The sequence below is a fragment of the Mycobacterium sp. 852002-51163_SCH5372311 genome (assembly GCF_001667115.1).
In the GTDB taxonomy this organism is placed as follows: domain Bacteria; phylum Actinomycetota; class Actinomycetes; order Mycobacteriales; family Mycobacteriaceae; genus Mycobacterium.
Genome location: NZ_LZIJ01000184.1, coordinates 17,229 through 42,426, shown reverse-complemented (window position 1 = coordinate 42,426; position 25,198 = coordinate 17,229). Strand labels below are relative to the sequence as shown.

Annotated in this window: 28 protein-coding genes; 14 read left to right on the top strand and 14 right to left on the bottom strand. The window is 65.9% G+C overall.

All coding sequences use genetic code 11. From position 1 onward, the window contains the following. The first annotated feature begins 19 nt into the window (after positions 1-19). Positions 20-1,033: an alcohol dehydrogenase catalytic domain-containing protein gene (locus tag A5791_RS21940; protein ID WP_067241358.1), complete on the top strand. Its 1,014-nt coding sequence runs from the start codon at positions 20-22 to the stop codon at positions 1,031-1,033. Beyond that, positions 1,030-1,581, top strand: a complete 552-nt coding sequence (locus A5791_RS21935) for a YceI family protein (RefSeq protein WP_067241356.1) — start codon at positions 1,030-1,032, stop codon at positions 1,579-1,581. The genes A5791_RS21940 and A5791_RS21935 overlap by 4 nt, the downstream gene beginning before the upstream one ends. Before the next feature lie 44 nt (positions 1,582-1,625). On the opposite strand, the gene A5791_RS21930 is transcribed toward A5791_RS21935, so the two are convergent. Continuing rightward, a complete protein-coding gene (locus tag A5791_RS21930) occupies positions 1,626-2,723 on the bottom strand; it encodes a hypothetical protein (protein ID WP_067241448.1) in 1,098 nt (365 codons plus the stop codon). 588 nt (positions 2,724-3,311) lie between these two features. Between A5791_RS21930 and ag85B the strand changes: the two genes are divergently transcribed. Further along, positions 3,312-4,292, top strand: a complete 981-nt coding sequence (ag85B, locus tag A5791_RS21925) for a diacylglycerol acyltransferase/mycolyltransferase Ag85B (protein ID WP_067241353.1) — start codon at positions 3,312-3,314, stop codon at positions 4,290-4,292. A 101-nt stretch (positions 4,293-4,393) separates the two neighbouring features. Here the strand turns inward: ag85B and A5791_RS21920 are convergent, their stop codons facing one another. After that, positions 4,394-4,978 (bottom strand): hypothetical protein, encoded by a 585-nt coding sequence (locus tag A5791_RS21920; RefSeq protein ID WP_067241351.1) that lies wholly within the window; start codon positions 4,976-4,978, stop codon positions 4,394-4,396. A 287-nt stretch (positions 4,979-5,265) separates the two neighbouring features. On the opposite strand from A5791_RS21920, the gene rpfC reads away from it, so the two are divergent. The 7 genes from rpfC (at position 5,266) to A5791_RS21885 (ending at position 11,015) form a co-directional block, all read left to right on the top strand. Then, complete coding sequence (rpfC, locus tag A5791_RS21915) at positions 5,266-5,679, top strand: resuscitation-promoting factor RpfC (protein ID WP_067241349.1); 414 nt, start codon at positions 5,266-5,268, stop codon at positions 5,677-5,679. Positions 5,680-5,724: 45 nt separating this feature from the next. Beyond that, positions 5,725-6,198 (top strand): SRPBCC family protein, encoded by a 474-nt coding sequence (locus A5791_RS21910; protein ID WP_197504756.1) that lies wholly within the window; start codon positions 5,725-5,727, stop codon positions 6,196-6,198. Between the two features lie 37 nt (positions 6,199-6,235). Continuing rightward, positions 6,236-7,075, top strand: a complete 840-nt coding sequence (locus A5791_RS21905; RefSeq protein ID WP_067241345.1) for an SDR family oxidoreductase — start codon at positions 6,236-6,238, stop codon at positions 7,073-7,075. A 42-nt stretch (positions 7,076-7,117) separates the two neighbouring features. After that, positions 7,118-7,540: a lipoprotein LpqH gene (locus A5791_RS21900; protein WP_067241343.1), complete on the top strand. Its 423-nt coding sequence runs from the start codon at positions 7,118-7,120 to the stop codon at positions 7,538-7,540. A 72-nt stretch (positions 7,541-7,612) separates the two neighbouring features. Then, on the top strand, positions 7,613-8,938 hold the full coding sequence (locus A5791_RS21895) for a cytochrome P450 (RefSeq protein ID WP_067241341.1): 1,326 nt from the start codon (positions 7,613-7,615) through the stop codon (positions 8,936-8,938). A 204-nt stretch (positions 8,939-9,142) separates the two neighbouring features. Continuing rightward, on the top strand, positions 9,143-9,604 hold the full coding sequence (locus A5791_RS21890; protein WP_067241338.1) for a limonene-1,2-epoxide hydrolase family protein: 462 nt from the start codon (positions 9,143-9,145) through the stop codon (positions 9,602-9,604). Positions 9,605-9,629: 25 nt separating this feature from the next. Beyond that, complete coding sequence (locus A5791_RS21885) at positions 9,630-11,015, top strand: phenylacetate--CoA ligase family protein (RefSeq protein WP_156661541.1); 1,386 nt, start codon at positions 9,630-9,632, stop codon at positions 11,013-11,015. A gap of 102 nt (positions 11,016-11,117) precedes the next feature. Here A5791_RS21885 and A5791_RS21880 read toward each other — a convergent pair whose 3' ends face one another. From A5791_RS21880 to bfrA, 7 genes are all read right to left on the bottom strand, one after another. Beyond that, positions 11,118-11,552, bottom strand: a complete 435-nt coding sequence (locus tag A5791_RS21880; protein WP_067241333.1) for an SRPBCC family protein — start codon at positions 11,550-11,552, stop codon at positions 11,118-11,120. Next, on the bottom strand, positions 11,552-12,385 hold the full coding sequence (locus A5791_RS21875) for a lysophospholipid acyltransferase family protein (RefSeq protein WP_067241446.1): 834 nt from the start codon (positions 12,383-12,385) through the stop codon (positions 11,552-11,554). Before A5791_RS21875 ends, A5791_RS21880 begins: the two co-directional genes overlap by 1 nt. 30 nt (positions 12,386-12,415) lie before the next feature. Continuing rightward, complete coding sequence (locus A5791_RS21870; protein WP_231995981.1) at positions 12,416-13,513, bottom strand: amidohydrolase family protein; 1,098 nt, start codon at positions 13,511-13,513, stop codon at positions 12,416-12,418. Next, complete coding sequence (locus tag A5791_RS21865; protein WP_067241328.1) at positions 13,510-14,874, bottom strand: glutamine synthetase family protein; 1,365 nt, start codon at positions 14,872-14,874, stop codon at positions 13,510-13,512. Before A5791_RS21865 ends, A5791_RS21870 begins: the two co-directional genes overlap by 4 nt. Before the next feature lie 40 nt (positions 14,875-14,914). Next, the gene (locus A5791_RS21860; protein WP_067241326.1) at positions 14,915-15,409 is read right to left on the bottom strand and encodes a carboxymuconolactone decarboxylase family protein; all 495 of its coding nucleotides are present in this window, start codon (positions 15,407-15,409) and stop codon (positions 14,915-14,917) included. Continuing rightward, a complete protein-coding gene (locus A5791_RS21855) occupies positions 15,384-17,513 on the bottom strand; it encodes an MDR family MFS transporter (RefSeq protein WP_067241324.1) in 2,130 nt (709 codons plus the stop codon). The genes A5791_RS21860 and A5791_RS21855 overlap by 26 nt, the downstream gene beginning before the upstream one ends. A 73-nt stretch (positions 17,514-17,586) precedes the next feature. Next, the gene (bfrA, locus tag A5791_RS21850) at positions 17,587-18,066 is read right to left on the bottom strand and encodes a bacterioferritin BfrA (RefSeq protein WP_067241443.1); all 480 of its coding nucleotides are present in this window, start codon (positions 18,064-18,066) and stop codon (positions 17,587-17,589) included. Between the two features lie 276 nt (positions 18,067-18,342). Between bfrA and A5791_RS21845 the strand changes: the two genes are divergently transcribed. Continuing rightward, positions 18,343-18,522: a bacterioferritin-associated ferredoxin gene (locus A5791_RS21845; protein WP_067241322.1), complete on the top strand. Its 180-nt coding sequence runs from the start codon at positions 18,343-18,345 to the stop codon at positions 18,520-18,522. A gap of 10 nt (positions 18,523-18,532) precedes the next feature. Here the strand turns inward: A5791_RS21845 and A5791_RS21840 are convergent, their stop codons facing one another. Genes A5791_RS21840 through A5791_RS21830 form a run of 3 tightly spaced genes read right to left on the bottom strand, consistent with a single transcriptional unit; the run spans position 18,533 to position 20,479 of the window. Beyond that, entirely contained in the window at positions 18,533-19,285 is a 753-nt protein-coding gene (locus tag A5791_RS21840; protein ID WP_067241320.1) for an enoyl-CoA hydratase/isomerase family protein, read from the bottom strand. A gap of 39 nt (positions 19,286-19,324) precedes the next feature. Continuing rightward, positions 19,325-19,768 (bottom strand): PPOX class F420-dependent oxidoreductase, encoded by a 444-nt coding sequence (locus A5791_RS21835; RefSeq protein ID WP_067241318.1) that lies wholly within the window; start codon positions 19,766-19,768, stop codon positions 19,325-19,327. A 9-nt stretch (positions 19,769-19,777) separates the two neighbouring features. Next, positions 19,778-20,479 (bottom strand): hypothetical protein, encoded by a 702-nt coding sequence (locus tag A5791_RS21830; protein WP_067241316.1) that lies wholly within the window; start codon positions 20,477-20,479, stop codon positions 19,778-19,780. Between the two features lie 40 nt (positions 20,480-20,519). Between A5791_RS21830 and A5791_RS21825 the strand changes: the two genes are divergently transcribed. Beyond that, positions 20,520-21,824, top strand: a complete 1,305-nt coding sequence (locus A5791_RS21825) for an alpha-amylase family protein (protein ID WP_067241314.1) — start codon at positions 20,520-20,522, stop codon at positions 21,822-21,824. 4 nt (positions 21,825-21,828) lie between these two features. On the opposite strand, the gene A5791_RS21820 is transcribed toward A5791_RS21825, so the two are convergent. Beyond that, entirely contained in the window at positions 21,829-22,266 is a 438-nt protein-coding gene (locus A5791_RS21820; protein ID WP_067241312.1) for a DUF1810 domain-containing protein, read from the bottom strand. A gap of 19 nt (positions 22,267-22,285) precedes the next feature. On the opposite strand from A5791_RS21820, the gene A5791_RS21815 reads away from it, so the two are divergent. Beyond that, positions 22,286-23,506, top strand: coding sequence for an alpha-hydroxy acid oxidase (locus A5791_RS21815; protein ID WP_067241441.1), 1,221 nt, complete (start codon positions 22,286-22,288; stop codon positions 23,504-23,506). Between the two features lie 38 nt (positions 23,507-23,544). On the opposite strand, the gene A5791_RS21810 is transcribed toward A5791_RS21815, so the two are convergent. Further along, positions 23,545-24,267, bottom strand: coding sequence for a hypothetical protein (locus A5791_RS21810; protein ID WP_197504754.1), 723 nt, complete (start codon positions 24,265-24,267; stop codon positions 23,545-23,547). A gap of 310 nt (positions 24,268-24,577) precedes the next feature. Between A5791_RS21810 and A5791_RS21805 the strand changes: the two genes are divergently transcribed. Beyond that, the gene (locus A5791_RS21805) at positions 24,578-25,126 is read left to right on the top strand and encodes an ABATE domain-containing protein (RefSeq protein WP_067241440.1); all 549 of its coding nucleotides are present in this window, start codon (positions 24,578-24,580) and stop codon (positions 25,124-25,126) included. The last annotated feature ends 72 nt before the right edge of the window (positions 25,127-25,198 follow it).

Below are 25,198 nucleotides of genomic sequence, written 5' to 3'. Positions count from 1 at the left end.
CACACCAGGGGGGAAGCGCATGTCGACGCATAAAGCTGTCCACGTACAGTCCGCGGGCGCGCCCCTGGAACTAGTCGAAGTAGAGACGACGCCGCCAGGTCCGGGCGAGGCGCGTCTCACCGTCACCGCCTGCGGCGTATGCGGAACTGACCGCCACTTCGTCAACGGCGGCTTCCCTGGCATGTCATGGCCGTTGACCCCCGGACATGAAATCGCCGGCAATATTGCCGAACTCGGCGCGGGCGTCGACGAATTCGCAGTCGGCGATCGCGTCGCAGTCGGCTGGTTCGGCGGATGCTGCTATCACTGCGACCCCTGCCGCAAAGGCATTTTCATCCACTGCGCGAACGGGAAGATCCCGAGTTGGCACTACCCCGGCGGGTATGCGCAATCGGTCACCGTGCCGGCCAGTGCGCTGGCCCGGATCCCATCCGGACTCTCCGACGTCGAAGCCGCCCCGATGGGCTGTGCGGGCGTCACGACCTACAACGCGCTGCGCCACACCAAGGCCGTACCCGGTGACCGGGTGGCGGTACTCGGCGTCGGCGGCCTCGGCCACCTCGGGGTGCAGTTCGCGCGGGCAATGGGTTTCGAGACCATCGCGATCGCCCGCGGGACCGCAAAAGCCGAAGACGCCCGGAAGCTGGGCGCCCATCACTACATCGACTCCACCAGCGGTGACGTCGCCGAAGCGCTGCGAATACTCGGTGGCGCAGCGGTCGTGCTGGCCACAGCGGGCAATTCCGCAGCCATGGCTGACACCGTCGGAGGCTTACTACCCCGGGGTGAACTGATCACCATCGGCGTGACTCCGGACCCGCTGCCGATCAGCCCCGTCCAGTTGATAAACCCGGGGCTGAGCATTGTCGGCCATCCCTCCGGCACGGCGAAAGACGTTGAAGAGACAATGCATTTCGCCGTACTGTCGGGCGTGCGGGCATGGATCGAAGAGCTTCCCCTGGCGCAGGCTGCCGACGGATACGCGGCGATGGAGCAGGGACGGTCGCACTACCGGACCGTCTTGACCATGTGATCGACACTGTATGGGCCCTCGACGCATCCGAGGGTGAATTGTCAATATGCACAGGCGTTTCCGGTCGGGCCGCGCGAATGGGGCATCGTCTCACCATCGCAGTGAAGCGCTGGCAGGCCGCGGTGCACTGGCACAACGCCGAACCCGTCACCGTGGAGCTGAGCATCGAGGTCGATTCATTCGAGGTGGTGCGCGGCGATGGCGGGGTCAAGGCGCTCTCCGCGCCGGAGCGGGCCCTGGTTAAGTCGAACGCGTTGAAGTCGTTGGGCGCCAACCGCTATCCGCGGATCCGCTTCGAAGCCGACCAGGTCGACCGGACCGAACACGGGTACCGCCTCACCGGCACATTGCAGATCCGGGGCAGGTCGCGGCCGCACGTAATCGAGCTGCGCACAGAGGATCTCGGTCGCTCGTGGCGAATGTCCGCCGAATCCACTGTGCGCCAATCCGATTACGGCGTCAAGCCGTATTCGATGCTGCTGGGTTCGATGCAGGTGAGCGACGAGGTAACGGTGATCTTCACCGCGGTGCATCCCAAACAGGACTAGGTCCGATGGTGGCGACCCGCCGCGCTCGCGATCGCCACGGGTTGTCACGGCCGGGGTGGGCGCTGTGTCGGCGCGTCGTAAGCACCGGGTATGTGGTCGAGCACTCTTAGCGAGGGCGGCCGTCCATTCGGGTCACCGGCGCCTGGTTCCGTGGCCGGTTGGCCCGCGGTAATGCGCTGGGGCCGAGAAGCTTGCGGTTCGCCCTCGGGCGGCGGTGGCACTGTCGGCGTGACGGCCTCGGCGACCTGTGGCGTCGACGGGCGCACCACCGCTCCCGACGTTCCGGCGTGGTGATCGGGTGCCAGCTGCAAACCTACGGCGAGTGACAGCGACGCCACGAAGGTCACCGCGCCGGCGGCCAGGGCGGTCGCGGCTCCGGTGTAGGACAGCCGCCGCGAACGAGCGGGGGCGGCTGCAACCGGATCACTGGCGACGCTGACGCTGTCCACCAGCTGCTCGTCGGTGAACTCGGTGCTTTGCGCGGCCGCCAGGGCAGCGCCTCGCGCGATCGTCACCTGGGCCATGCTTTGCCCGAAAACCGGTACCGGCAAAGCCTTTTCGAGCTGCCAGGAGAACGCATCGATGCCGCCGCCGGACCCGACGACCACTACTCCGGCGGGGCGCCATGCGTTGCGGTCGAACATTCCGGTCAGCCACGAAGTCAGCCCGTCCAAGCCGCCGTGCACATTCTTCACGGCGGTCTGGGTCTGGCCGTCGTGGGTGTCGACCATGACGACGGTGGCCCATTCCTGTTCCAGGATGCACACTGCGGTCTGTTCATAGCCGATGACCGGCGCGATTGCCTGCGCGAGTGTCTCGACGGCCTCGAGCATGCGGATCGGCACAACGTTGTCGAAACCCGCGTCCGTCAATGACTCCAACAGCAGCGCAGCCTGAGCCGAAGCGTCGTCGTTCCACGTCACGCCGATGACACGCAGCCGGTGATCGCTGGCGGCCGCGGCCGCATTCACCCGCAAGACCTCTTCAGTCACCTGCTCTGCGGTACCGACCGCGCGCACGCCCGGACCGCCCTGGAGTGTCAGCTCTCGATGGTCCAAGATGGTGCCGTCGGCGCCATGCCCCTCGGCGAGGACCCACCCAATGGTCGTCGGTGTCACTGACAGCCCAAGTACCGCGTCCAAAGTCTGCATCCTCAATCATCCCTGGGCCTCCGATGCCCCCAAGCAGCCCTACCGTCGCGCACCATCGATACGTGGGTCCTTGAGAGCCGGAATGGACCGGGACAGTGGTCTCCATCGGCTTGCTCCGAGAGAGCCTACGCGCTCGACGCAAGTCCGGCCGCCCGGGTGCCGAACCACTGGCGGCGCCCCGCTCTCGCCAATGGTCTGGCGCGTCATTATTTGTCGGCCTTGTGCGGCCTGACCGCCTGCGTCCGTCTCGGGCCACCGACAGACACATTGCGGCACCCACGGCGACTTGTCGAAAACGGCGCCACCATTTTGATTAGATTAGCTTTGTACAGTGCGCCCGGAGGTGTTCGGCTCGCCCGTCGTCGGCGTGTGCTACCGCTATTTCGGCTGGTGGTGTGGTTCCATAACGGTCATGCGCATGCAGCGGTGGCGTTTGCCGCACGTATATCACAGTTGCTGTATTGGTGGCGGTAATCGATACAAAACTGAGATTGCTTCGCATCCAGATCGACATTTGGGCTAATCGCACGGTAAATTCTGCCGGGAACGCGCGGCGACAGAAGGATAAGGGGCGCAGGTATGACAGATGTGAGCGAGAAGATCCGGGCCTGGGGGCGCCGGCTTTTGGTCGGTGCGGCGGCAGCTGTGACGCTGCCAGGTCTGATCGGTCTTGCCGGCGGAGCGGCGACCGCGGGAGCATTCTCGCGGCCGGGTCTGCCCGTCGAGTACCTGCAGGTGCCGTCGGCGGCCATGGGCCGCAACATCAAGGTCCAGTTCCAGAGCGGCGGTAACGGCTCCCCGGCCGTCTACCTGCTGGACGGCCTGCGTGCGCAGGACGACTACAACGGCTGGGACATCAACACGCCCGCATTCGAGTGGTACTACCAGTCGGGCTTGTCGGTCGTCATGCCGGTCGGTGGCCAGTCCAGCTTCTACAGCGACTGGTACAACCCGGCCTGCGGTAAGGCCGGCTGCAGCACTTACAAGTGGGAGACCTTCCTGACCAGCGAGCTGCCGCAGTACCTGCAGAGCCAGCGGCAGGTCAAGCCCACCGGTAGCGCGGCGGTCGGCATCTCGATGGCCGGTTCGTCGGCCCTTATTCTTGCGGCGTACCACCCCGACCAGTTCATCTACGCCGGTTCGTTGTCGGCCCTGATGGACCCCTCCAGCGGGATGGGGCCGACCCTGATCGGTCTGGCCATGGGTGACGCCGGCGGCTACAAGGCATCGGACATGTGGGGTCCGTCCAGCGACCCGGCGTGGCAGCGCAACGACCCCACCGTGCAGATCCCTAGGTTGGTCTCCAACAACACCCGCCTGTGGGTCTACTGCGGTAACGGCAAGCCCACGGAGCTGGGTGGCGCCAACATGCCGGCGGAGTTCCTGGAGAACTTCGTGCGCAGCAGCAACATCAAGTTCCAGGACGCCTACAACGCGGCCGGTGGCCACAACGCGGTCTTCAACTTCCAGGCCGACGGCACGCACAGCTGGGAGTACTGGGGAGCGCAGCTCAATGCCATGAAGGGTGACCTGCAGGGCGCGCTGGGCGCTCACGGATAACCAGCAACCCAACAACGCACTACTGCGCCTGACGACAATCCGTCAGGCGCAGTAGGCGTTTAGGGCGCGGGTCGCCACCGGATCGCCACCGTGTGTCGTGCCTATCGCTGCGCGGTGAGTTGGTCGGCGACATCGGTCCACCCGTCGTGGCGATGGTCGTTCATGTTCCGGCACTCCCCATACAGACGCAGGACTCCCAGGCTCGGGTCGTCACTGTCGCGATAGACGATCGCGGTGACGGCGTCCTTCGAGACCGTCCTGCCGTCGGTGCGGCCGTTGGGCTGCGGGCCCTCGACCCAGCCGTGGCTTACCAGCGTCGTGGCGATAGCTGGGAAGTACTTCTCGGGTGCCACGTCGGTGGGCACCGCGAACGTCAGATAGATCGCGCCCTGATAGGGCGGGTCCTTGCGACCCTTGCATGACATCGGCAAGTAACCGGCCGATGTCGTCCGCAGTCCGGCGAGGGCGACGATCTGATGGGCCGCGTCGAGCACCTGAGCCCTGCTCTGATCATCTGTGACCGGATTTGCCGGATGCTCGAGAACTTCGGCGGGCGACGGCTTCAGCTGGCTCACCACGACAAACGCCCCACCCAGCGTCAGGGAGACCACGAGCGCGGCGAAGATCAGCGCCCGGGCCCGGCCCGAGCGCAGCCATTCTCTGGATCTGCCGTCACGCTTGTTCATCGCGGTACCTACAGCAGCCAGGCTAACTCGAAACTCAGCGGCGCCGCCGGGATGTCTTCGCCCAGCTGCGGAAAGGCCTGCGCGTGTGATACGAACGCGGCGGCCCTTGTGAAAGAATTCTCTTAATCAATTCTCAGTGATTTTTCCTGAATTCTTAGACCGCTATTTGCCTGGAGCGTCCGCGTTTATTTCGTGCCCTGACCTGCCAATCTCGACGCGATAGATGTCTCATCTCGCAAGCTATTCGGATCGGTAACGCTTCAGCCACATCGGGCGAAATCCTTGACATGACAAAAATCGGCAATCTTCTCACGACGTCTGCCGCATTCGGCGCGTTGGCTGCAGCGTCGATGATGTTGTCCAGCGGCGTTGCCAACGCCGCACCCACCCCCAACTGGGACGCCGTCGCGCAGTGCGAGTCGGGCGGCAACTGGCACGCCAACACCGGTAACGGCATGTACGGGGGCCTGCAATTCAAGCCGGCGACCTGGGCCAGGTACGGCGGCGTCGGAAATCCGGCGACGGCATCCAGGGAACAGCAGATCGCGGTGGCCAACCGGGTGCTGGCCGACCAGGGGCTGGACGCATGGCCGAAGTGCGGCACCGCATCTGGCCTCCCCACAGCGGTGTGGTCGACGCCAGGACGCGGCGTGACATCGATCATCAACCAGATCATTCAGGCGGCCGTGCCGCGCCCATGACGGGCCGGCGCCAGGTCCGGACGAGGTCTATGACCACGAGCGAAGCTGTGTTTGGATCAGGCCATGGAAGGTTCGGCGACAGTTCACATGGCGGCACCGGCGGACAAGATCTGGGAGTTGATCGCAGACGTCCGTAACACCGGACGCTTCTCCCCCGAAGTTATAGAGGCGGAGTGGTTGGGCGACGCGACTGGCCCGTCGCTCGGGGCCCGATTCCGCGGGCATGTTCGGCGAAACGAGATAGGACCCGTCTACTGGACGACATGCGAGGTGACCGCCTGCGAACCGGGTCGTGAATTCGGCTTTGCGGTATTACTGGGCGGCAGACCCGTGAACAATTGGCATTACCGGTTGGCACCTGCCGGCGACGGAACCGATGTGACGGAGTCATTTCGGCTTTCTCCGTCACCGTTTAATGCCGTGTATTGGGTATTTGGGGGTTTTCTGCGCAGGCGGCGCAATATCCGCGATATGACGAAAACGCTCCAGCGCATCAAAGCAGTGGTCGAGGCCGCCTGAAGGCCAGCTCGGCTATTCGTCAGCAACGGAGGGCCTCATGCGGGACCGGGTCAAATCGATCTTCATCACCGGAGCCGCCAGCGGGATGGGCCGTGAGGGAGCCAAGCTCTTCCATGCCAACGGCTGGCGCGTCGGTGCGGTGGATCGCAGCGAGGACGGCCTCGAAGCCCTGAACGCAGAACTGGAAGCCGGGCTGTGGACCCGTGCGGTCGACGTGACGGACAAGGCCGCATTCGATTCCGCACTTGCCGACTTCTGTGCCGGCAACGCGGACGGTGGGCTCGACATGATGTGGAACAACGCCGGCATCGGCGCCAGCGGCTGGTTCGAGGACGTGCCGTATGACGAGGCCATGCGCGTGGTCGACGTCAACTTCAAGGCCGTGCTGACCGGCGCCTACGGCGCGCTCCCCTATCTCAAGAAGACACCGGGCAGCATGATGTTCTCGACGTCGTCGTCCTCGGGCACCTATGGGATACCGCGCCTGGCGGTCTACTCGGCGACCAAGCATGCGGTCAAAGGATTGACCGAAGCGCTGAGTCTGGAGTGGCGCCGGCACGATGTCCGGGTTGCCGACGTGCTACCCGGTCTGATCGACACCGCCATCCTCACCTCGACGCCCAATCACTCTGACCACGGCGCCACGATGTCGGCCCAAGACATTCGCGCGAGCGCGCCGAAGAAGGGCATGTTTCGGCTGATCCCCGCGAGCAGCGTGGCGGAGGTGGCCTGGCAGGCCTACCACCACCCGACACGGCTGCACTGGTACGTGCCCAACAGCATTCGCTGGATTGACCGGATCAAGGGCCTCAGTCCCGAGTTCGTTCGCAGTCGGATTGCCAGAGAACTACCCAGACAGATGCCGAAACGGCAGTAGAGTTTCGTGCTGGCGGATTGCTGCGACGGACGGAGGTGCCTGGTGCTGAACCGGTTGGTCAAGGTGGCAGGCGTTGCTTTGGTCGTCACCGCCGGCGTCACCGGCTGCGCGCACGCCCAGACGGTGCCCCGCAAGGCCGCGCGCCTGACCGTGGACGGGACCACGCACGTCGCCAGCCCTCCCGCGTGCAGTCAAACCCAGCAGTACCGGACCATCGACATCCGTGACCGCGGCGGCCAGGTCGAAGCGGTGGTGCTGATCAGCGGTGACAGGGCGATCCCCCAGTGGGTGAAGATCCGAAACGTCGACGGGTTCAATGGCAGTGCGTGGGAGGGCGGGGTGGGCCAAACCCACGTCGACCTGGTCAAAAGCACCTACACGTTCACCGGCAGCGCTTACGGCATCAACAGCCACAATCCCAACAAGGCTGTGACGACAGAGTTCAAGATCGTCGCCGACTGCTGAGGCACGCATCCCGGGTGCCGCGGGTCCTAGGCTGTCGAAAGAACCTGCGACCGGCCGATCACTGGAGGACCCGTGAAGCAGAGACTGCATTGGCTTGTGCTGCACGGGTTCGTCCGCGGCGTCGCGACGGTCGGGGCGCGCAGGGGGGACTTGCCGGCCAGGCTGATCGCCGATCCGACGGTGGTCGCCGACCCGGTGTCGTTTTACGACGAACTCCAGCCACAGGGGCCGCTGTTGAAGGGCCGGGTCACGTATCTGGCTGTCGGCCATACCCTCGCTCATGACCTGCTGCGCTCCGACGACTTCCGGGTGCTGATGGTCGGATCGAATCTGCCTGCGCCGATACGGTGGCTGGAGGCTCGCGTACGCGACGAGCTGCTCCATCCGCTGCGGCCACCGTCGTTGCTGGCGGTTGAGCCCCCCGACCACACGCGTTACCGCAAGACGGTGTCGGCGGTGTTCACCACCAGGGCGGTCGCGGCATTGCGTGACCGCGTCGAGCACACCGCGGCCAGGCTGTTGGATCAGCTGGCCGCTGAGTCCGGCGGCTCCGGGGTTGTCGACATCGTGGGGCGGTATTGCTCGCAACTTCCGGTCGCGATCATCAGCGACATCCTCGGTGTTCCCGAGTCGGACCGGCCTCGCGTCCTGGAGTTCGGCGAGTTGGCCGCGCCGAGCCTGGACATCGGTCTGCCATGGCGGCAGTACCGGCGCGTCCAGAAGGGAATCGCCGGGTTCAATCTCTGGCTCGCCGAGCACCTGCGGCAGCTGCGGCGAAATCCCGGCGACGACCTGATGAGCCAGCTGATTCAGCGATCCGAAAACGGCCCGGCCGATGCGCATCTCTCCGAGATCGAACTTCAGGCGCTCGCCGGGCTGGTGCTGGCCGCCGGGTTCGAAACGACGGTGAACCTGCTGGGCAACGGGATTCGGATGCTGCTGGACATGCCCGAGCACCTGGACACGCTGCGCCGTCATCCCGAGCTGTGGCCGAACACCGTCGAGGAGATCCTGCGGCTGGACTCACCGGTTCAGCTCACCGCGCGCCTGGCACGCAACGACGTCGAGCTGGACGGTGCGACCGTCAGGCGCGGGGAGTTGGTGGTGATCTACCTCGCCGCCGCCAACCGCGATCCGGAGATATTTCCCGATCCGCACCGCTTCGACATCGAACGAGCCAACGCGGGGCGGCATCTGGCCTTCTCCGGCGGCAGGCACTTCTGCCTGGGAGCTGCCCTGGCGCGCGCCGAAGGTGAAGTAGGGCTGCGCACGTTCTTCGAGCGCTTCCCCGAGGTGCGGTCCGCGGGCGCCGGCAGCCGGCGGGATACCCGGGTGCTGCGCGGTTGGTCGTCGCTGCCGGTCACCCTGGGGCCTGCGCGCTCGATGGCCTCCACTTAGCTAGAGCACTTTCGGCACGCGGCGATTGAGTGCGCACTCACGGCGTTCACTTTGTCCTCAGGACATTGGCTCTGCGTCCACGGCGCAGAAGTTCGAGTAAGCCGGCAGCAGATCGACGGCCAGCGCTGCTGTAACGGAGTCACTGTGGGGAGTGTGCGCCGGAGCCGTTGACAGCTGTGCTGCGGCCGGGTGTTATTGGCGACTATGACAGAGGTTTCTACGAATACGGTCGAGACGGCGGCGGTAGTCGGGTTGTGGCAGGCGCTTTCGCAGCGGGACTGGACGGCGGTCAAGACCTTCCTGTCGCCGGACTGTCTGTATGTCGACATCCCGGTCCCTGCCATTTCGGCACGCGGTCCCGAGGACATCGTGAAACGGCTCAAGATAGGACTCGCGCCGCTGGCCGGTTATGAGAACCACAGCGGCCTGCTACTGTCCAACGGCCGCGACGTGACGTACGAGCACTCCGAGACATGGACGTTCGAGACCGGCGAGCACGGCGTGCTCAGATTTGTCAGCGTCCACCAAGTGGTGGAGGGCAAAATCACGGTCTGGAAAGACTATTGGGACATGAACAGCCTCGTCAGCTTCGCGCCTCCCAGCCACTTCGAGAACCTGGCGAACGGCGACACCAGCTGGGTATTCGATGCGACAGGATTGGTCTGAAGCTCTTCCCCATCCGCTCCTAGCGATGTCGGCCTACCGGCGCAGGCGCGCAGCGCATCTCGGCGCGGTGCAGGTCAGTCTGGTGGACCACGTCGCACGTCTGGATTGGTCACGCCAGCAGATCGAGCAACACCGCGATCACCGGCTGCGGGCCCTGCTGACCTACGCACAGCAACGGTCGCCTTTTCACGCGGGGCGCCTGCGCGGATTTGACCCGTCAGGGGCGACGGTCGCCGACCTCGCGTCGCTCCCGATGATGACCAAGCAGGAAGCCCAGCAGCAGTGGGATGACATCGTCACCGCACCCGGCCTGGACCGTGCCAGTGCGGAACGGATTCTTGTTGAGCAGCAATGGTTTTCCTACACCGCTGACGATCAGCAGATCTTCAGCTCCGGTGGCTCCAGCGGGGTCCGCGGTGTCTATGTGTGGGATTGGCAGTTCTTTGTCTCGGCGGCTTGCCTGGCCTGGCGAACGCAGGCGCGGGAAGAGCTACGCGCACCGGCGCTTTCCGGCCCGGCGCGGCTTGCCGTGCTGGAGGCCGGTATCCCGCCGCACGCCAGCACGCCACTGTTCGACATCCCCACCGCCGCAGGCATGCAGACGGTGGTGATCGCCGCGGGCGCCCCGTTCGGCGAAGTGCTGGCCGCGGTCGCCGCCGCGCTGCCCACCCACCTGGTGGGCTATCCGTCGGTGATCGGGCGTCTGGCCCGGGCCACGCTCGCGGGTGACCTGGACATCGGACCGGTGCGGGTGAGCACCAATTCCGAGCCGCTGCTCGACGAGGACCGCGAGGCCATCGTCGAAGCCTGGGATCCCGCGATCCACAACGTGTGGGGTTCCACCGAAATCGGGGTGCAGGCGGTGGGTTGCGGGCATGGTCCAGGGCTGCACGTCTGCGAGGACGAGGTCATCCTGGAACGCGTCGACGACGGCGGAATGCCGGTCGGGCCCGGCCAACCGGCGGCACGGACGCTGGCCACCGGCCTGTCCAACCGGACTTTTCCGTTCATCCGCTACGACCTGGGCGATCAGGTGGTATCGCTGGACGGCGCGTGCGCATGCGGCAGCGCATTCGCGCGTATCGCCGCTGTCGGCGGCCGCCGCGACGACGACTTTCGGTACGGCCCAATCCTGGTGCCGCCCATCGTATTTCGCCACGTGCTGGGCACCGACGCCCGCGTGACGGAGTACCAGGTCACCCAGACCCTGACGGGCGCGGAGATTCTGGTGGTGGGTACACCCGATGTCCCAGCTTTGAGCACGGCGCTGATCGCCGCACTGCGCGGATACGGACTGCCCGACCCGGCGATCCAAATCACGGTGGTCGACAGCCTGCAGCGTCACCAGGCCAGCGGAAAGCTGCGGCGGTTCATTCCGCTACCTGCCCACCAGGATCGCCACTGGGTCTGACGGTGGCGACCCGCTGCGCGCGGCTGCGCCGCGCTGGCGATCGCCACTGGGTCTGACGGTGGCGACCCGCTGCGCGCGGCTGCGCCGCGCTGGCGATCGCCACTAAGACTCGAGGAGCTTCTTGAGGGATTTCAGCGTCTCGGACACGTTGCGGCCCACCTGACGCACCGCGATCCGGTCGGCGATATACCCGAGAAGGCCCCCCGGCGCCTGATACGACAGCCGGAACGTCACCTTGGTCTGGCCCTCGCTGCCGTCGCGCAAACGGATCCGCCCCCGCAGGCTGACGCCGGTGATCCCGACCCAGGCCACGTCGCGGTTCTCGTCGAACTCGACCACCTCGACCAGCCCGCCCACCGGCACCGAGCCGACCTTCCAATGCACGGTGTAGCGCGCGCCGACACCCGGCGGATGGTCGTTCGCGGCCTCCCACCGTTCCAGGCTGGTCATGAACGACGGGTAGCGGTCCGGGTCGCTGACCACCTTCCAGACCGCGTCGCGGTCGGTGTTGATCACGCAACGGCGTTCGACGCGCATCAGCCGATCACCGGGAACCTGCGCTTGGCGGCCAGCCGGTCGACGGCGCCCTGCAGGCTGGCCGTCACCTTGTCGTGCACTGCCTGGTCGTCACCGTCGACGTCGATCGGTTCCTGCACCTCGATCACGATCTTGGAAGGCAGCGGAATGTGCCCCGCCAGGTCGCTGATGTTCAGGCCCCACGGCAGCGCCAGCGAGATCGGGATGCTCTTGAGCCGCAGCAACCGGTCCGCCATCAGCAGTTTCGCCAGCCACTGCCCGCGGTCGAGGAACAATGCGCTTTCCTGACCGCCGACGCTGGCGACGGGCACGATGGGCACCCCGGCCTCTCGGGCCAGCCGCACATAACCCATGCGGCCGCCGAAGTCGACCTTGTGCCGCTCCCACGACGGCCGGAAGACCTCGTAGTCACCGCCCGGATATACCAGCAGGGCAGCCCCGGACTCCAATGCGAGCCGGGCGTTTTCATGGTTGGCCGCGACCGTGCCAAACTTGCGCAGCCAGCCCAGCGGCGGCGCGGAGACGACGAGGTTGTGGGCCAGCTGATAGAAGGGCCGCTCCACCCCGAAGTAGGAGCAGAACGCGAGCGTGAAGACGAACGTGTCAGGCGGCACGTTGCCGCCGCTGTGGTTGCCGACCAGGAGCACCGGCCCCTCGGCGGGAATCCGGTCCAGACCGTCGACCTCCGCGCGGAAATACAGCGATGCCAGCAGCCAGGTGCCCGGCAACTGGTCGCGGATGTAGTCGGGGTCGCGCTGGTCGAGGTCGGCCTTGGGGACCCGGGACACGACTTGCTTGCGCGCCCAGTCCAAGACATCCCCCATGGTTGCCATAACGGCCTTCATACCCCCAGCTGGTCGGCCTCAAACGCGGTAGACGCGTGCGGCATTGTCGCGGGCAATCAGGTCCACCACCCGGATCGCGTCGGCCGCACTCCAATCGCCGTCCGCCACGAATCCGCTGAGGACACGGTGAATACCGTTGCGCCACAACAGCGCACCGAGGTAGTGCAACTCCGCGGGACCGAAACCATCCGACGAGTACAGGATTTTGCGGAACGGCGCCAGCTCCAGCAGGCGGGCGATGAACGCCGGGGCCCGGGCGCCCAGATAATTCACGCTCAGTCCGCCGTCGAGATAAACGTTGTTGAAGGCCTGCGTCAGGTAGCCGGCTTCGCGCTCGTAGGGATAGCAATGCAGCAAAACGATGGGCGTATCGCCGGACTGCCGCAGAAAGTCCAGCAGGTACAGCGGATTGGCCTTGCGCAGATCGCAGTCCCGGTCGCCGAAGCCGACGTGGAATTGCAGCGGCTTGCCAAGTCGCAGCGCCTGGTGCAAGCCGAACCGCAACAGCACCCGATCGGATAGCCGCACCCCACCGCGATCGCGCCACCGCGCGGCGGCCTCGGCGACCTGCGCCGCCGACGGCTCCGTCAGGTCGCCGTCGAAGCCCCCGCGATAGGCCAGGATCGATTTGGTGCCGACTGCAACGGCCGCTCGCCGGTGCAATATTTCGCTGAACGCCGCCGCATAGTCGCCCGGTGCGCGCGCGGCCTGTTCGGCCACCTGCTCGAGACGAACCAGCTCGTGGCCACGGCCCCCGGACAACTGCCCCACATCGTTGACGCCGGCTACGTCGGTGTTGATTCCGGTATCGATCAGCCAGTCGGTCACACCTGCGGCCGGCAGAAAGAGGCTGGCCAGTTCGATTTCGTCGAGTCGGCTGCGGTGTTCCCAATAGGTTTGCGGGTCAACATGTCTGGACAGCCCCAGCAGCGGACTGCAGTGGTTACGCACGGCGAAGCCGAGTTGCGAGTCGAAACCCGAGTCGGTAATCGGTTCCGTGTTCGCCTCGTTGAGAGCGTTCTCGAATCGCGTCCGGTCCCCCGACGCCAACCAGCACCCGTGCACATGCTGATCGATCAGCCCGACCGCGGCGATGTGTTCCGCAAGCTCGGTCACAGGCTCCAAGCCATCCGAAACTTGTCCGCCAGTGGCTCAGGGCGCAGTTTCGCGTAACGCTCCTGCTCCAGCCGTCGCACCGCGACCACCAGGTCGACGACGGGATCACCGAGTATCCCGCGAATCAGCCGGGAATTGTCAAGTGCGGCAATGGCTTCAGCTTGAGACTCGGGTAGGCGGAGAATGCCGGCCCGGTCGCGTTCCGAATCCGAGAGCTGAGCGGGATCCATCGTCGTTTCCGGCGGCAGCGTCGATTCGGCATTGATTCCCTCCAGTGCCAATCCGAGGATCACTGCCGACGCGAGATATGGGTTGGCCGACGGATCGACGACCTTCACCTCGACATTGCCGCCGTGCGGACTGCCCGGGCCGCCCTTGACGAATCGCACTGCGGCCTCACGGTTTTCGATTCCCCAGCACACGTACACGCCCGCCCAGTTACCCGGACACAACCGCAAACCCGAGACGATCGATCCGCACAGGATGCCCTGCGCCTCCCGCAACCCGCGCAGCACACCCGTCACCGCGCTCTCCCCCGCCGGGGTCATGCCGGCAACGCCGGTTCCGTCCGAAAACAGCGGACCGTCGGAGTTACTCAGTGAAAAGTGCTGGTGCGCACCGGATCCGACGCTGCCGGCAAACGGCGCCGGCGACAGGCTGACGCGCAGCCCATGGCGGCGGGCGGCCCGGCCGATGATGAGGCGGGCCAGCACCAGTTGGTCCGCAGCGGCCACCGGAGCTAACGGCGACAACGAGATCTCGAATTGGTTGGCCCCGTATTCGGGATGGAACTGTTCGATACCCACGCCGGCTGCGGCGGTCGCGGCCGTGACATCGCGGACGAAGTCCTCGTGCTCGAGTATCCCGGCCAGCCCGTACTGCGCCCACAGCGTCGAGGGCAGCCGCCCGCCGTCGGGATCCACCAGCAGGAACTCGATCTCGTGTCCGACCACCGCCTCGATGCCGGCTTCGGCGAGCGCGGTCTCGACCCGCTGCAGTGTCCCGCGGGTACAGGACGGTACCGGTGAGCCGTCCTGCTCGAAGAACGCCCCGGGCGCCCACGCCAGCCCGCCGCCGATCATTCGCAGGGCTGACAAGTCGATGCGGATGCGCTGATCCCCGACGACGCCGACATGCTCGGTGAAGGCGATGCCGGTCTGGTCGATGGCGAAGGCATGCCAGGAGGGGCTGGCACCGAGGCCGGGATCGGCGAACGTGTTGGTCCGGCGAATCGGCACCGTCTTGGCTTGCGTGAGCCCCGCAGGGTTCACCACTGTGCCGATGACGGTGTCGACTCCCTCGGCCTCCAACTGGGCGATCGCCGCGGCGGCAAGGGGTGTGGCGGCCGTCATGGCAGCCATTCTTCAGCGTGGCCGTGCCGGGCCAAGACAGCCGCGCTCGCTAGGCGCGGCTGGGCAAGGTCAGCTTGCAGGCCTGGCCGATGTCGAGGGTCCGCAGCATCCGCCCCATGCCGACCCACAGCGCGCAGGACATAGCGAGGTCGGCCAGCAGCTCTTCGGAAAAGTGCTCGCTGCACCGGGCCCAAAAGTCTTCGTCGTCGCGCAGTTTGGTGTGCTCGGTGGCGAATCGGTGGGCGAATTCGGCGGCCAGGCGCTCTTGTTCGCTGTATCCCGGCCACGTGCGCCATTCCGGCGCGTGCTCGTAGAGCTCCTCGTCGACACCGGCGGCCGGGCCGTCGGCGTCGCGGGTGTTGACGCAGACGACGCATTCGTTGTCATGGGCGATCACCGCCCGGGCGAGTTCGCGGGTGCGCATCGGCAGCCGGTTCTTGGTGTACACGACCTGGCTGAAGTTGGCGATCGCGCCGCCGAGGTCGGGAGATTTGGTGGCCCAGCTGTAGACGTCGTCGTCAGCGAATTGTCCGATTCGGCTCATGGCGTGATGGTACGCCCGGCCCGTCTGACTGCCGGCGCCTGCTGCCGGCCAGTGCCACTGTCGGCGCCTCGTCATGCCAATCACGTTGGGCCAGAACACGATGCGCGATGCGCTGTAGTGCGGCTTCGACCTCACGCCGATCCGGTCGGCCTTGGAAGCCGGGCGACCGGGACAGCTTGTCGACGATCCACGCCAGCAGCAGCGAGTACACGTAGTCGACCTGCTGGCGTCCCGCACCGGTCAGCCACATCCCGTCGCCGTCGCGTCGCAGGTACCCGCTGGCGGCCAGGCGGGCGAAGGTGGGTTCGAGGACCTCGAAGGGCAGCCGCTGATGTTCGGCGATGTCGGTGAGCCGCGCGGTGCCGTAGATCTGCCCGAAGCGGTAGGTGCGCAAGACACCCCACAACCCGGCCACGTCGAGCCGGCAGTCCGGTCTCATGGCGATGCTGCGCAGCCGTACCCCGGGTTCGCCGCGCAACATCCGGGCGATCGCGTTCTCCAGCATCCGCTCCGGTGTTTCGGGGTTGGGCATGCCGAATCCGTCGCCAAGATCGACTGCGCTGTTGTGGATGTCGCGCAGCGGCACCTCGCGCAGGAACAGGGCGAGGACGAAGCCCAGGGCTGCGACCGGGGCCGCACACAAAAACACCTGGGTCAGCGATTCGGAGTAGGCCGCCACGATCGGCGCGGCCACGCTGTGCGGCTGCCGGTGCAGGGCCGCTGGAGAACTGACCGCAGCGGCGGGTGCGCCGCTGGCCGCGAGCGCTGCGCCCATCCGGTGGTTGAGGAAGTTGACGAACAGGGTGCCGAATATGGCGGCACCGAACGAGCTGCCGATCGTACGGAAGAACGTCACGCCCGACGTGGCCACGCCGAGGTCCTCGAAATTAGACGTGTTCTGCACGATCAGTACCAGCACCTGCATGGACAGCCCGATACCGGCGCCCAGGACAAGCAGGTAAAGCGATTGCACCAGGGCCGGCGTCGACGCCTCCATCCGCGACATCAGCAAGAACGCGACGGCCATCAGCGCGGTGCCGGTCACCGGGAAGGTCTTGTAGCGGCCCGTCCGGCCGACCAGGGTGCCGCTGCCGGTCGAGGTGATCAGCATGCCGGCCACCATCGGCAGCGTGCGCAGCCCCGACGTGGTGGCCGAGACCCCGTTGACGTACTGCATGTAGGTGGGCAGGAACGTCAGTGCCCCCAGCATGGCGAACCCGACCACGAAGGCCAGCACGCAGCAGACCGTGAACACGGGGCTGCCGAACAGCCGGATCGGCAGGATCGGTTCGGGCACGCGGTTTTCCACCCAAACGAAGATGCACAGGGCTGCCGCGGCACCGGCGAACAGGCCGATGATCGTCGTCGACCCCCACGGGTAGCGGGTGCCGCCCCAGCTGGTGGCCAGCGTCAGGCCGGTGGCGCCCAGCCCGACGAACACGATCCCCGCGTAGTCGATCACCGGCTTGGTGGCCGCTGTCAGCTCCGGGATCGCGGCGGCCGCCACCATGATGACCAACACCGACACCGGCACATTGATCCAAAACGCCCACCGCCAGGTGAGGTAGTCGGTGAAGTACCCGCCCAGCAACGGCCCGATCACCGTCGTCACACCGAAAACCGCACCCAATATGCCCTGGTAGCGGCCGCGCTCACGAAGCGGGACCACCTCACCGATCAACGCGCTGGCCGTCACGGTGATCGCGCCGCCGCCGATGCCCTGCAACGCCCGCGACCCGACCAGCATGGTCATCGACTGCGCCAGCCCGCACAGCACCGACCCGGCCATGAAGCACACCACGGCGGCCTGGAACACCCGCTTGCGGCCGAACTGGTCGCCAAGCTTGCCGACCAGCGCGGTGACGATTGTCGACGCCAGCAGGTAGCTGGTCACCACCCAGGATTGATGTCCGGCGTCGCCCAGATTGGCGACGATGGTCGGCAGCGCGGTGGCGACGATGGTCTGATCCAGTGCCGCCAGCAGCATGCCCAGCATGATCGCCACGAAGATGAAGTTGCGCCGCTGAGCGCTGATCAGCGTGCTGCTGGGGGCGGAATCCGCGGCCTGCGCATCCGCGACCGTTGCTGATTTCGGGGCCGTCATCGCTGCCTTCCCGTCGGCGATCGATGCTAACGGGTACCCGGCAGCCACCCATACCGCGGCTGACGGGGGCAGGTCAGCTCGGCGGCCGCGAGACGCACTGGGCCGAGTAGAGCTCCTCGCCCAGCTTGTCCATCAACTCCAGCTGTGTTTCCAGATAGTCGACGTGGATCTCCTCATCGGCGACGATCTTCTCCAGCAACGTGGCGCTGGTGCTGTCCTGCTTCTCCCGGCACATGATGATCCCGGGCTTGAGACGGTTCAGCACGTCGTATTCGATAGCCAGGTCTGCCTCGAACTGCTCGCGCAGCGTCTGGCCGACCCGCAACGACCCGATCCGCTGGTAGTTCGGCAGGCCGTCCAGCAACAGGATGCGGTCGGTGATCGCCTCCGCGTGCCGCATCTCGTCGAAGGACTCGGCGCGGGTGTGCTCCGCCAACTCGGTGAAACCCCAGTTGTCCTGCATCTTGGAGTGCAGGAAATATTGGTTGATAGCGGTGAGCTCGCTGGTCAGTTGTTCGTTCAGCAGGCGCAAAACATCCGGATCACCTTGCATGACCACTCCTAGGCTGTGAGGGCTGTCGATGTCGAACCGCGGCAGATGGGCTGGGCTGGAGCACCATCTCGCCGGCCTGTGGCTAACCGGCGTGCCGATCTCAATCTAGTCCAGCAGCAGTGCGTCGGCGCGCGCTTTTATCCGCCTTCGGCGCGTCATGCGCAGGCGACGATTCGGTCACGTGTCGTTACTTAGGTTAGACTCCGCTAACCTACTTAGGATAGACTTCACTAATATGCGGTCTGTTCCAATCGGCAGTTTCGCCTAGGGGATTCGATGTACGTGTGCCTGTGTGTCGGGGCCACCAACCAGACGGTGTCCGACTGCGTGGCGCGTGGTGCGTCGACGTCGAAAGAGGTTGCCGCCGCCTGTGGTGCGGGCGCGGACTGCGGGCGCTGCCGTCGCACGCTGCGGGCGATCATCGCCGCGGCGGCCCAACTCGAGCGGGCGGGCTAGATCAGGTCGGTTAGCGACTCTTGTTGAAATCCGCCAGAGCGGCGGCGTTGGCCTGTGCGCCCATCAACTCGGCGAAGTGAGCGTTCTCCCGCGCGGTCGCTGCCAGGATCTCCGGGCGGACGGGTTCCACGATCGTGTGCTTGACCGCCATCAGGCTCGAAATCGGCCGGGCGGCAAGCACTTCGGCATGCCGACGGGCTTCGGGCATTAGCTCCTCGGGCTCGCAGACACGCCATACCAGGCCCATGCGCAACGCCTCTTGCGCGTCGACCCATTCCGAGGACATCAGCAGCCATGCGGCATTCTGCCGGCCCACCAGCTGGGGCAGCAGATACGACGATGCCGCCTCGGGGGCCACGCCGAGGCTGGTGAAGGGACATTTCAGCCGTGCCGCCGACGACATGAACGCCAGGTCGGCGTAGCCGAGGATGGTGGTGCCAATGCCCACCCCGACGCCGTTCACCGCGCAGATCAGCGGCTTGGGAAAGTTGCTCAGCGCTTCGATCAGACCAGGGAAGCCGTATTTGCCCGGGGTGAAATCGGGATCGGTGATGCGTGCCTGCATCTCGGCGAGGTCGGTGCCGGCGGAGAAGCCCCGCCCGGAACCGGTCAGCAGTACCACCGCGACGTCCGGGTCTTCGGCCGCGTCCAGCAACGCCTGCGCGGTGGCGTCGTAAAGGGCTTCGTTGAAGGCGTTCAGCGCCTCGGGCCGGTTCAGCGTCAGGGTGCGTACCCGGTTTTGGTCGTCGATCTGCAGCATCACGAGTTGCCAACCTACCGTCGTTGTGTCTGCTCGGCGGGGTCAGCCGTTGCTGTACACCCGGGTCGGCTCGATCAACACCACTGCGCGCCGCTCCTTGGCCATCACCCGGTCGTACTCCGGCCAGTCGTCGTGCGTGCCGCCGGCGGCGGTGAAGACCTCACGTAGCAGCAGCCGCAACTGGTCGGGGTCGGCCAGCCACGGCTGCGGATCGTCCGGGCCGACCAGCTCCGCACGGCCCTCGACGGTCGCCCACTGCCAGCCGTTGCGGAAGGTGACGGCGAGCTGAGGCCGCGCCCGCAGATTGGCGAGCTTGACCTTGCCGTAAGTGGTGAAGCCCAGCACCGGCTGACCGCTGCGCGGGTGCGGCAGCAGGCCGACGTTGACCAGCGACGCTTGCACCGTCCCGTCGCCGCGAACCGTGGACACCACCGCCAAGCCACTTTCCGTGGCCGCCAACGAAACCGCGTCGTCGAGTGTTGTCATGTGCCGTCCTCAACTTTCGAATGGTGTCTTGAACACGTAGCGGCTGGTGGGCACCGTGTCGATGTTCTCGTTGGCGCCGAATGCAGTTGTGCTGGCGATCATCCGGCTTAGCCGGTGCTGCAGGTCGTCATCGTCGGCGGCGCCGAAAAACGCCTTCAGGTCGGTGATCGCCTCCTCGGGAAACAACTCCTCGACGATGCCCGCGATTCCCGGTGCTTCGGGCGTGAGTGCCCGCACCACCCAGTTCTGGGTGTAGCCGAAGATCGACTGTGTCTCGATAGCCACGGATGTGTGGTCGCCCTGCCATCGGGCCAGCCAGGTATCCAGGTCCATGGCCGCGGGCCGGCGCAGCAGCGCGATGTTGGCTAAACCCGTTGTGCGCGAGCCGGTTTCGGCAGAAGGGGCAGGCATCGGGACCGATTCGGTCACCAGGTAGGCGCTGAGGTGTTCGCATTCGGCGGCCAGCAGGCCCAGCGCCGCCGTCACCTGTTCGCCGTAGCACTGCTGGGTCCACAGGCTCACCAGCGCGGCCACCGGCGGGTCCAGCGTCGTCAGCGTCATCAGCGAGTGGCGGACCGCGCCGTCACGGACATTGACAGACAGCCCGAGAACGCCCAGGCCCAACAGCTCGTCGGCAACCGGGCCGCGCTGGCGGGCACACCAGTCGTCGTCCGGGTCGGCGCGCCTGAGCACGGCGATTACCTTCTCCATAGGGCCGAACTTACATTCGCGGCATGAAGGGGACCGACGGTTGAGCACATCCTGGATCGAGCATGCGATCTGGTGGCAGGTCTATCCCCTGGGTTTCGTCGGCGCATTTCCCGCGGTTGAGCCGCCGGGACCGAATGAACATCGGCTGCGGCGGCTGGCCGGCTGGTTCGACCACGCGATCGAATTGGGTGCGTCGGGAATTGCGTTGGGGCCGATTTTCGCCTCCCGCACCCATGGCTACGACACCACCGACCATTACCGCGTCGATCCGCGACTCGGCGACGACGCCGACTTCGACCACCTGATCGCCGAGGCTCGCCGACGCGGTCTGCGGGTCCTGCTCGACGGCGTGTTCAACCACGTCGGCCAGGACTTCCCGCGCTACCGGGAGGCCTCGCACAGTGCCGCAGCGGCGCGCTGGTTTCGCGGGCGTCCGGGTCGTTTTCATACCTTCGAAGGGCACTCCGGGCTGCTCACCCTCAACCACGACAACGCCGAGGTTGTCGACTACACCGTGGACGTGATGTCGCACTGGCTCGGCCGTGGTGCCGATGGTTGGCGACTGGACGCGGCTTACGCTGTGCCGCAATCATTTTGGGCAGCCGTCCTGCCGCGGGTACGCGAACAGCATCCCGACGCATGGTTCGTCGGCGAACTCATCCACGGCGACTACGCCTCGGCGGTCGAAGGCGCCGGGTTCGACTCGGCCACCCAATACGAGTTGTGGAAGGCTATCTGGAGCGGTCTCAACGACGGCAACTTCTTCGAGCTGGACTGGGCGCTGCAGCGGCACAACGAGTTTCTGGGCACGTTCGCGCCGCTGACTTTCATCGGCAACCACGATGTCACCCGGATCGCCAGCCGTCTAGAGCGTCCCGAGCATCTGGCCCATGCGCTGGTCATCCTGCTGACCGTCGGTGGAGTGCCCAGCGTGTACGCCGGCGACGAGCTCGGTCTGCTAGGCCTCAAGGAAGAGCGGTACGGCGGAGATGACGCGGTGCGCCCGGAGTTCGCTTCTCCCCCAATGCCATTGGATGAAGCCAGCGCCAAAGTTTGGGCATTGCACCAGTTTCTCGTCGGGCTGCGCCGTCGGCATCCGTGGCTGCACGCGGCGTCGACCTCCGCTTTGCTGCTGGACAACCGGCATTACGTCTACCGGGCAAGCGGCGGCCAGGATGCGCTGCTGGTCGCGCTCAACATCGACGACCAGCCGATGCGCCTGGTGCTGAAGGAACTGGGCGTCGCCCACGCCGAGGTTCTCGCCGGATCTTCCGCCCCGCCGCAGGAGGTTGTCGACACGGTGGTCGTAGAGGCACAGGGATGGCGGATCCTGCGGCCTGCCTAAGGGCTCAGGTGATGCCCAACCGCTTCAGGGTCAGTGGGTCCTGCTGGCCGCCGTAGTACTTCTCGAGCAGTTCGGCGAAGTCCTGGTTGTCGTCGGTCGCCCGAAGGAACAGTGTCATCGACGAGCACAGCTTGAGGTCGTCGGGCGAGCCGAAGATCTCGCTGACAGAGCGGCCTTGCACTCGGTTGACCAGCTGCGTGCACTCGTGCAGGCGGGGCCCGAGCAGCTCATGGCGCAGGTATTCCCGGGCTTCCTCGAGCGAGGAGATGCCGAAGCGCGCCGCCATCGGGCTGCTGCCGAGCCCTGCCAGCTGGGGAAAGATGAACCACATCCAGTGACTGCGTTTCCGTCCGGCACGAAGCTCCTCGAGGACGCTGGGGTAGACGCGAGCCTGCGCCTCGACGAAGCGCTTCAAATCGAAGCGGTCGGTTGCCGGTCCCATAGTGATTACGGTTGCACACATGGCGGTCAAACGACGAGTGCCCCGGGTCAACGACCTGGCGCCGCTCATCCAGTTCAAACAACCCGAGTTCAACCGCACGAAACGCCGCCTCGAGGCCGCGCTGACCATCGAGGATCTGCGGCGCATCGCCAAACGGCGCACCCCCAAAGCGGCATTCGACTACACCGACGGCGCCGCCGAAGACGAGTTGTCTCTGCAGCGTGCGCGACAAGCCTTCCGAGACATCGAATTTCACCCGACGATCCTGCGCGACGTCACCAACGTGTGCACTGGGTGGCACGTCCTGGGACAGCCGGTCGGGTGGCCGTTCAGCATCGCGCCGACCGGCTTCACCCGGTTGATGCACACCGAAGGTGAGATCGCCGGCGCGAGGGCGGCAGCGGCGGCCGGGATCCCGTTCGCGATGTCCACGCTGGCCACCTGTGCCATCGAAGACGTGGTGACCGCGGTTCCGCAGGGCCGCAAATGGTTTCAGCTCTACATGTGGCGTGACCGAGACCGCTCGATGGCGTTGGTCAAGCGCGCCGCGGACGCGGGCTTTGACACCATGCTGGTCACCGTCGACGTTCCGGTCGCCGGTGCGCGGTGGCGCGACGTCCGCAACGGTATGTCGATCCCACCGGCGTTGACGCTGCGCACCGTTCTCGACGCGCTGCCGCACCCGCACTGGTGGTTTGACCTGGTCACCACCGAGCCGCTGGCCTTCGCTTCGCTGGACCGCTGGTCAGGAACGGTCGGCGAGTACCTGAACACCATGTTTGACGCCAGCGTTACCTTCGACGACCTGGCCTGGATCAAAGACCAGTGGCCCGGAAAGCTGGTGGTGAAGGGGATTCAGACGCTCGACGACGCCCGTGCCGTCGTCGAGCGCGGCGTCGACGGCATCGTGTTGTCCAATCACGGTGGCCGTCAGCTCGACCGGGCGCCGGTGCCGTTCCATCTGTTGCCGATGGTTGCGCGCGAATTGGGTAAGGACACCGAGATTTTGCTGGATACCGGCATCATGTCGGGCGCTGACATCGTCGCGGCGGTCGCGTTGGGAGCACGGTGCACGCTGGTCGGCCGGGCTTACCTGTACGGGCTGATGGCCGGCGGTGAGGCCGGGGTCAGGCGTGCGATCGACATCCTGCAAAGCGGCATCACCCGGACGATGGCGCTGCTCGGGGTCACCTGCCTCGAAGAACTATCGGCTAAACATGTGACGCAATTGCGCCGTTAGTACCCGGCTGATGCGGCCAACAGACTTGCGAATAGACCTCACGCCTGCAATTGCAGTTCGCGGTCCTGCGGCGATTGGGTGCTTGCACCAGTGCTGTCCAGTCCGGCCAGCTCGCGCCACGAGCGGATGGCTTGGCGGGTGAACTCCACTATCTCTCTGGAAGTAGCGTTTTCTGCCGCCAGCGCGTAGGCGTTCATGGCGTAAAGCGCCACCTGATCCGCCGTCAACCAAACGGCTCCCGCGGCAGTAGTCGACTCATATGCGGCCCGCAGCGCATACCCGCCGGCGGTGATCGGATGGGTGTTGATCGCGCGGGAGACGCGATCGGCGGCGTCCCAGGCGGCGACTGATGGCATGTCCCCCGACGCTGCGGCGCGGTGCAGCTCGGCGATGTCGAGGATCGCTTTGACCGCGGTGATTCTGGCGAATTTGAGTACTCCCCAGGTGGGGTTGGTCAGCATTTCGGCCAACCAGGCGTGCACGACGGCGCCGGCGACATCGGCGGTTCCCACCGTCTGCCAGGCGAGTTCGAGAGCCAGCACGGCGTTTTCGGGCGACAGATAGCCATCGGGTCCGGCCAGCAGGTCGTTGCATGCCTGAACGAGGACGCTCAACGGGTGGGCGGAACACGTCGGAAAGTCAGTGACATGCGCATCGCCGTTGATGTAGGAGATCACGTTCATCGCGCAGCCCTTACCCGATCCTGGCTGGTGAGATCCCTTGGCCAACCTCAGCGGGTTAGTGATGCGGCCGAGATCCATTTCGATTGGCTCCTTTCGCCTCTCGCTACTGAAGTACGACGGTGGGTTACTCGGTTAAGACGACGGCGATGCCCGTGCCGTTCACACTGTTTCGAGATGCCCAGTGCGAGGGCGTTGGGAGATTGCGCCTGAGCCAGGTGTTTCAAGCCTCGGCCCAGCCTCCGCGCGACGGCTTGAAGGATTCTCAACGGATCCTTGGCGGATTCTTGGAAGTGCGTCGGAGGCAATGTGGCAGTCATCCCTTTGTAACCGGCTTATACGGTTACAACGTTGCAGTAGCTGCTGAAACCTGTCAAGGTGGTTACCTGTGATGTTCGTCTACGTGAGTGGCCGGCCGTGCCTGGACTTCGCCGGCACGCTGAAACGCCGGGATTCCGACCGTGAGGAACTGCTGACGGACCCGGAACGTCTGTCGGACTGGGCGGTTGCGGCGGGGCTGCTGGACACGCCGATCGATGTGACAGACAACGACCTGGCGGCCGCAATAGCGTTGCGCGAGGCCGCTTACCGGACCGTCATCTCCCGCCTCGACGGGCGCGATTTGAGACCCGCCGACGTCGCCTTGATCAACGAGTGGTCGGCGCAGCCCCGCCTCACACCGCGGCTGCGCCGAAACGGATCGGTCAGCCGTGAGGGCAGCGCCTCCCAGCTGCTTGCTCACCTGGCGGCCGATCTGCTCGATCTGCTGGCCGACGCCGAGTTCGAGAACGTCAAACGATGTGCTCACCCTGAATGCACGCGGCTCTACCTGGACTCGTCGCGAGCCAAGAACCGGCATTGGTGCGGGATGAGCACGTGCGGCAACCGTGCCAAGGTGCGAGCCTTCCGCGCCCGTCAGCGCGCGGCTCACCGGACGTAGGCCAGTTACCTGCGCGAGCAGACGCAGAATCGCATGATTCGGGCATGTTTTGGGCGATTCTGCGTCTGCTCG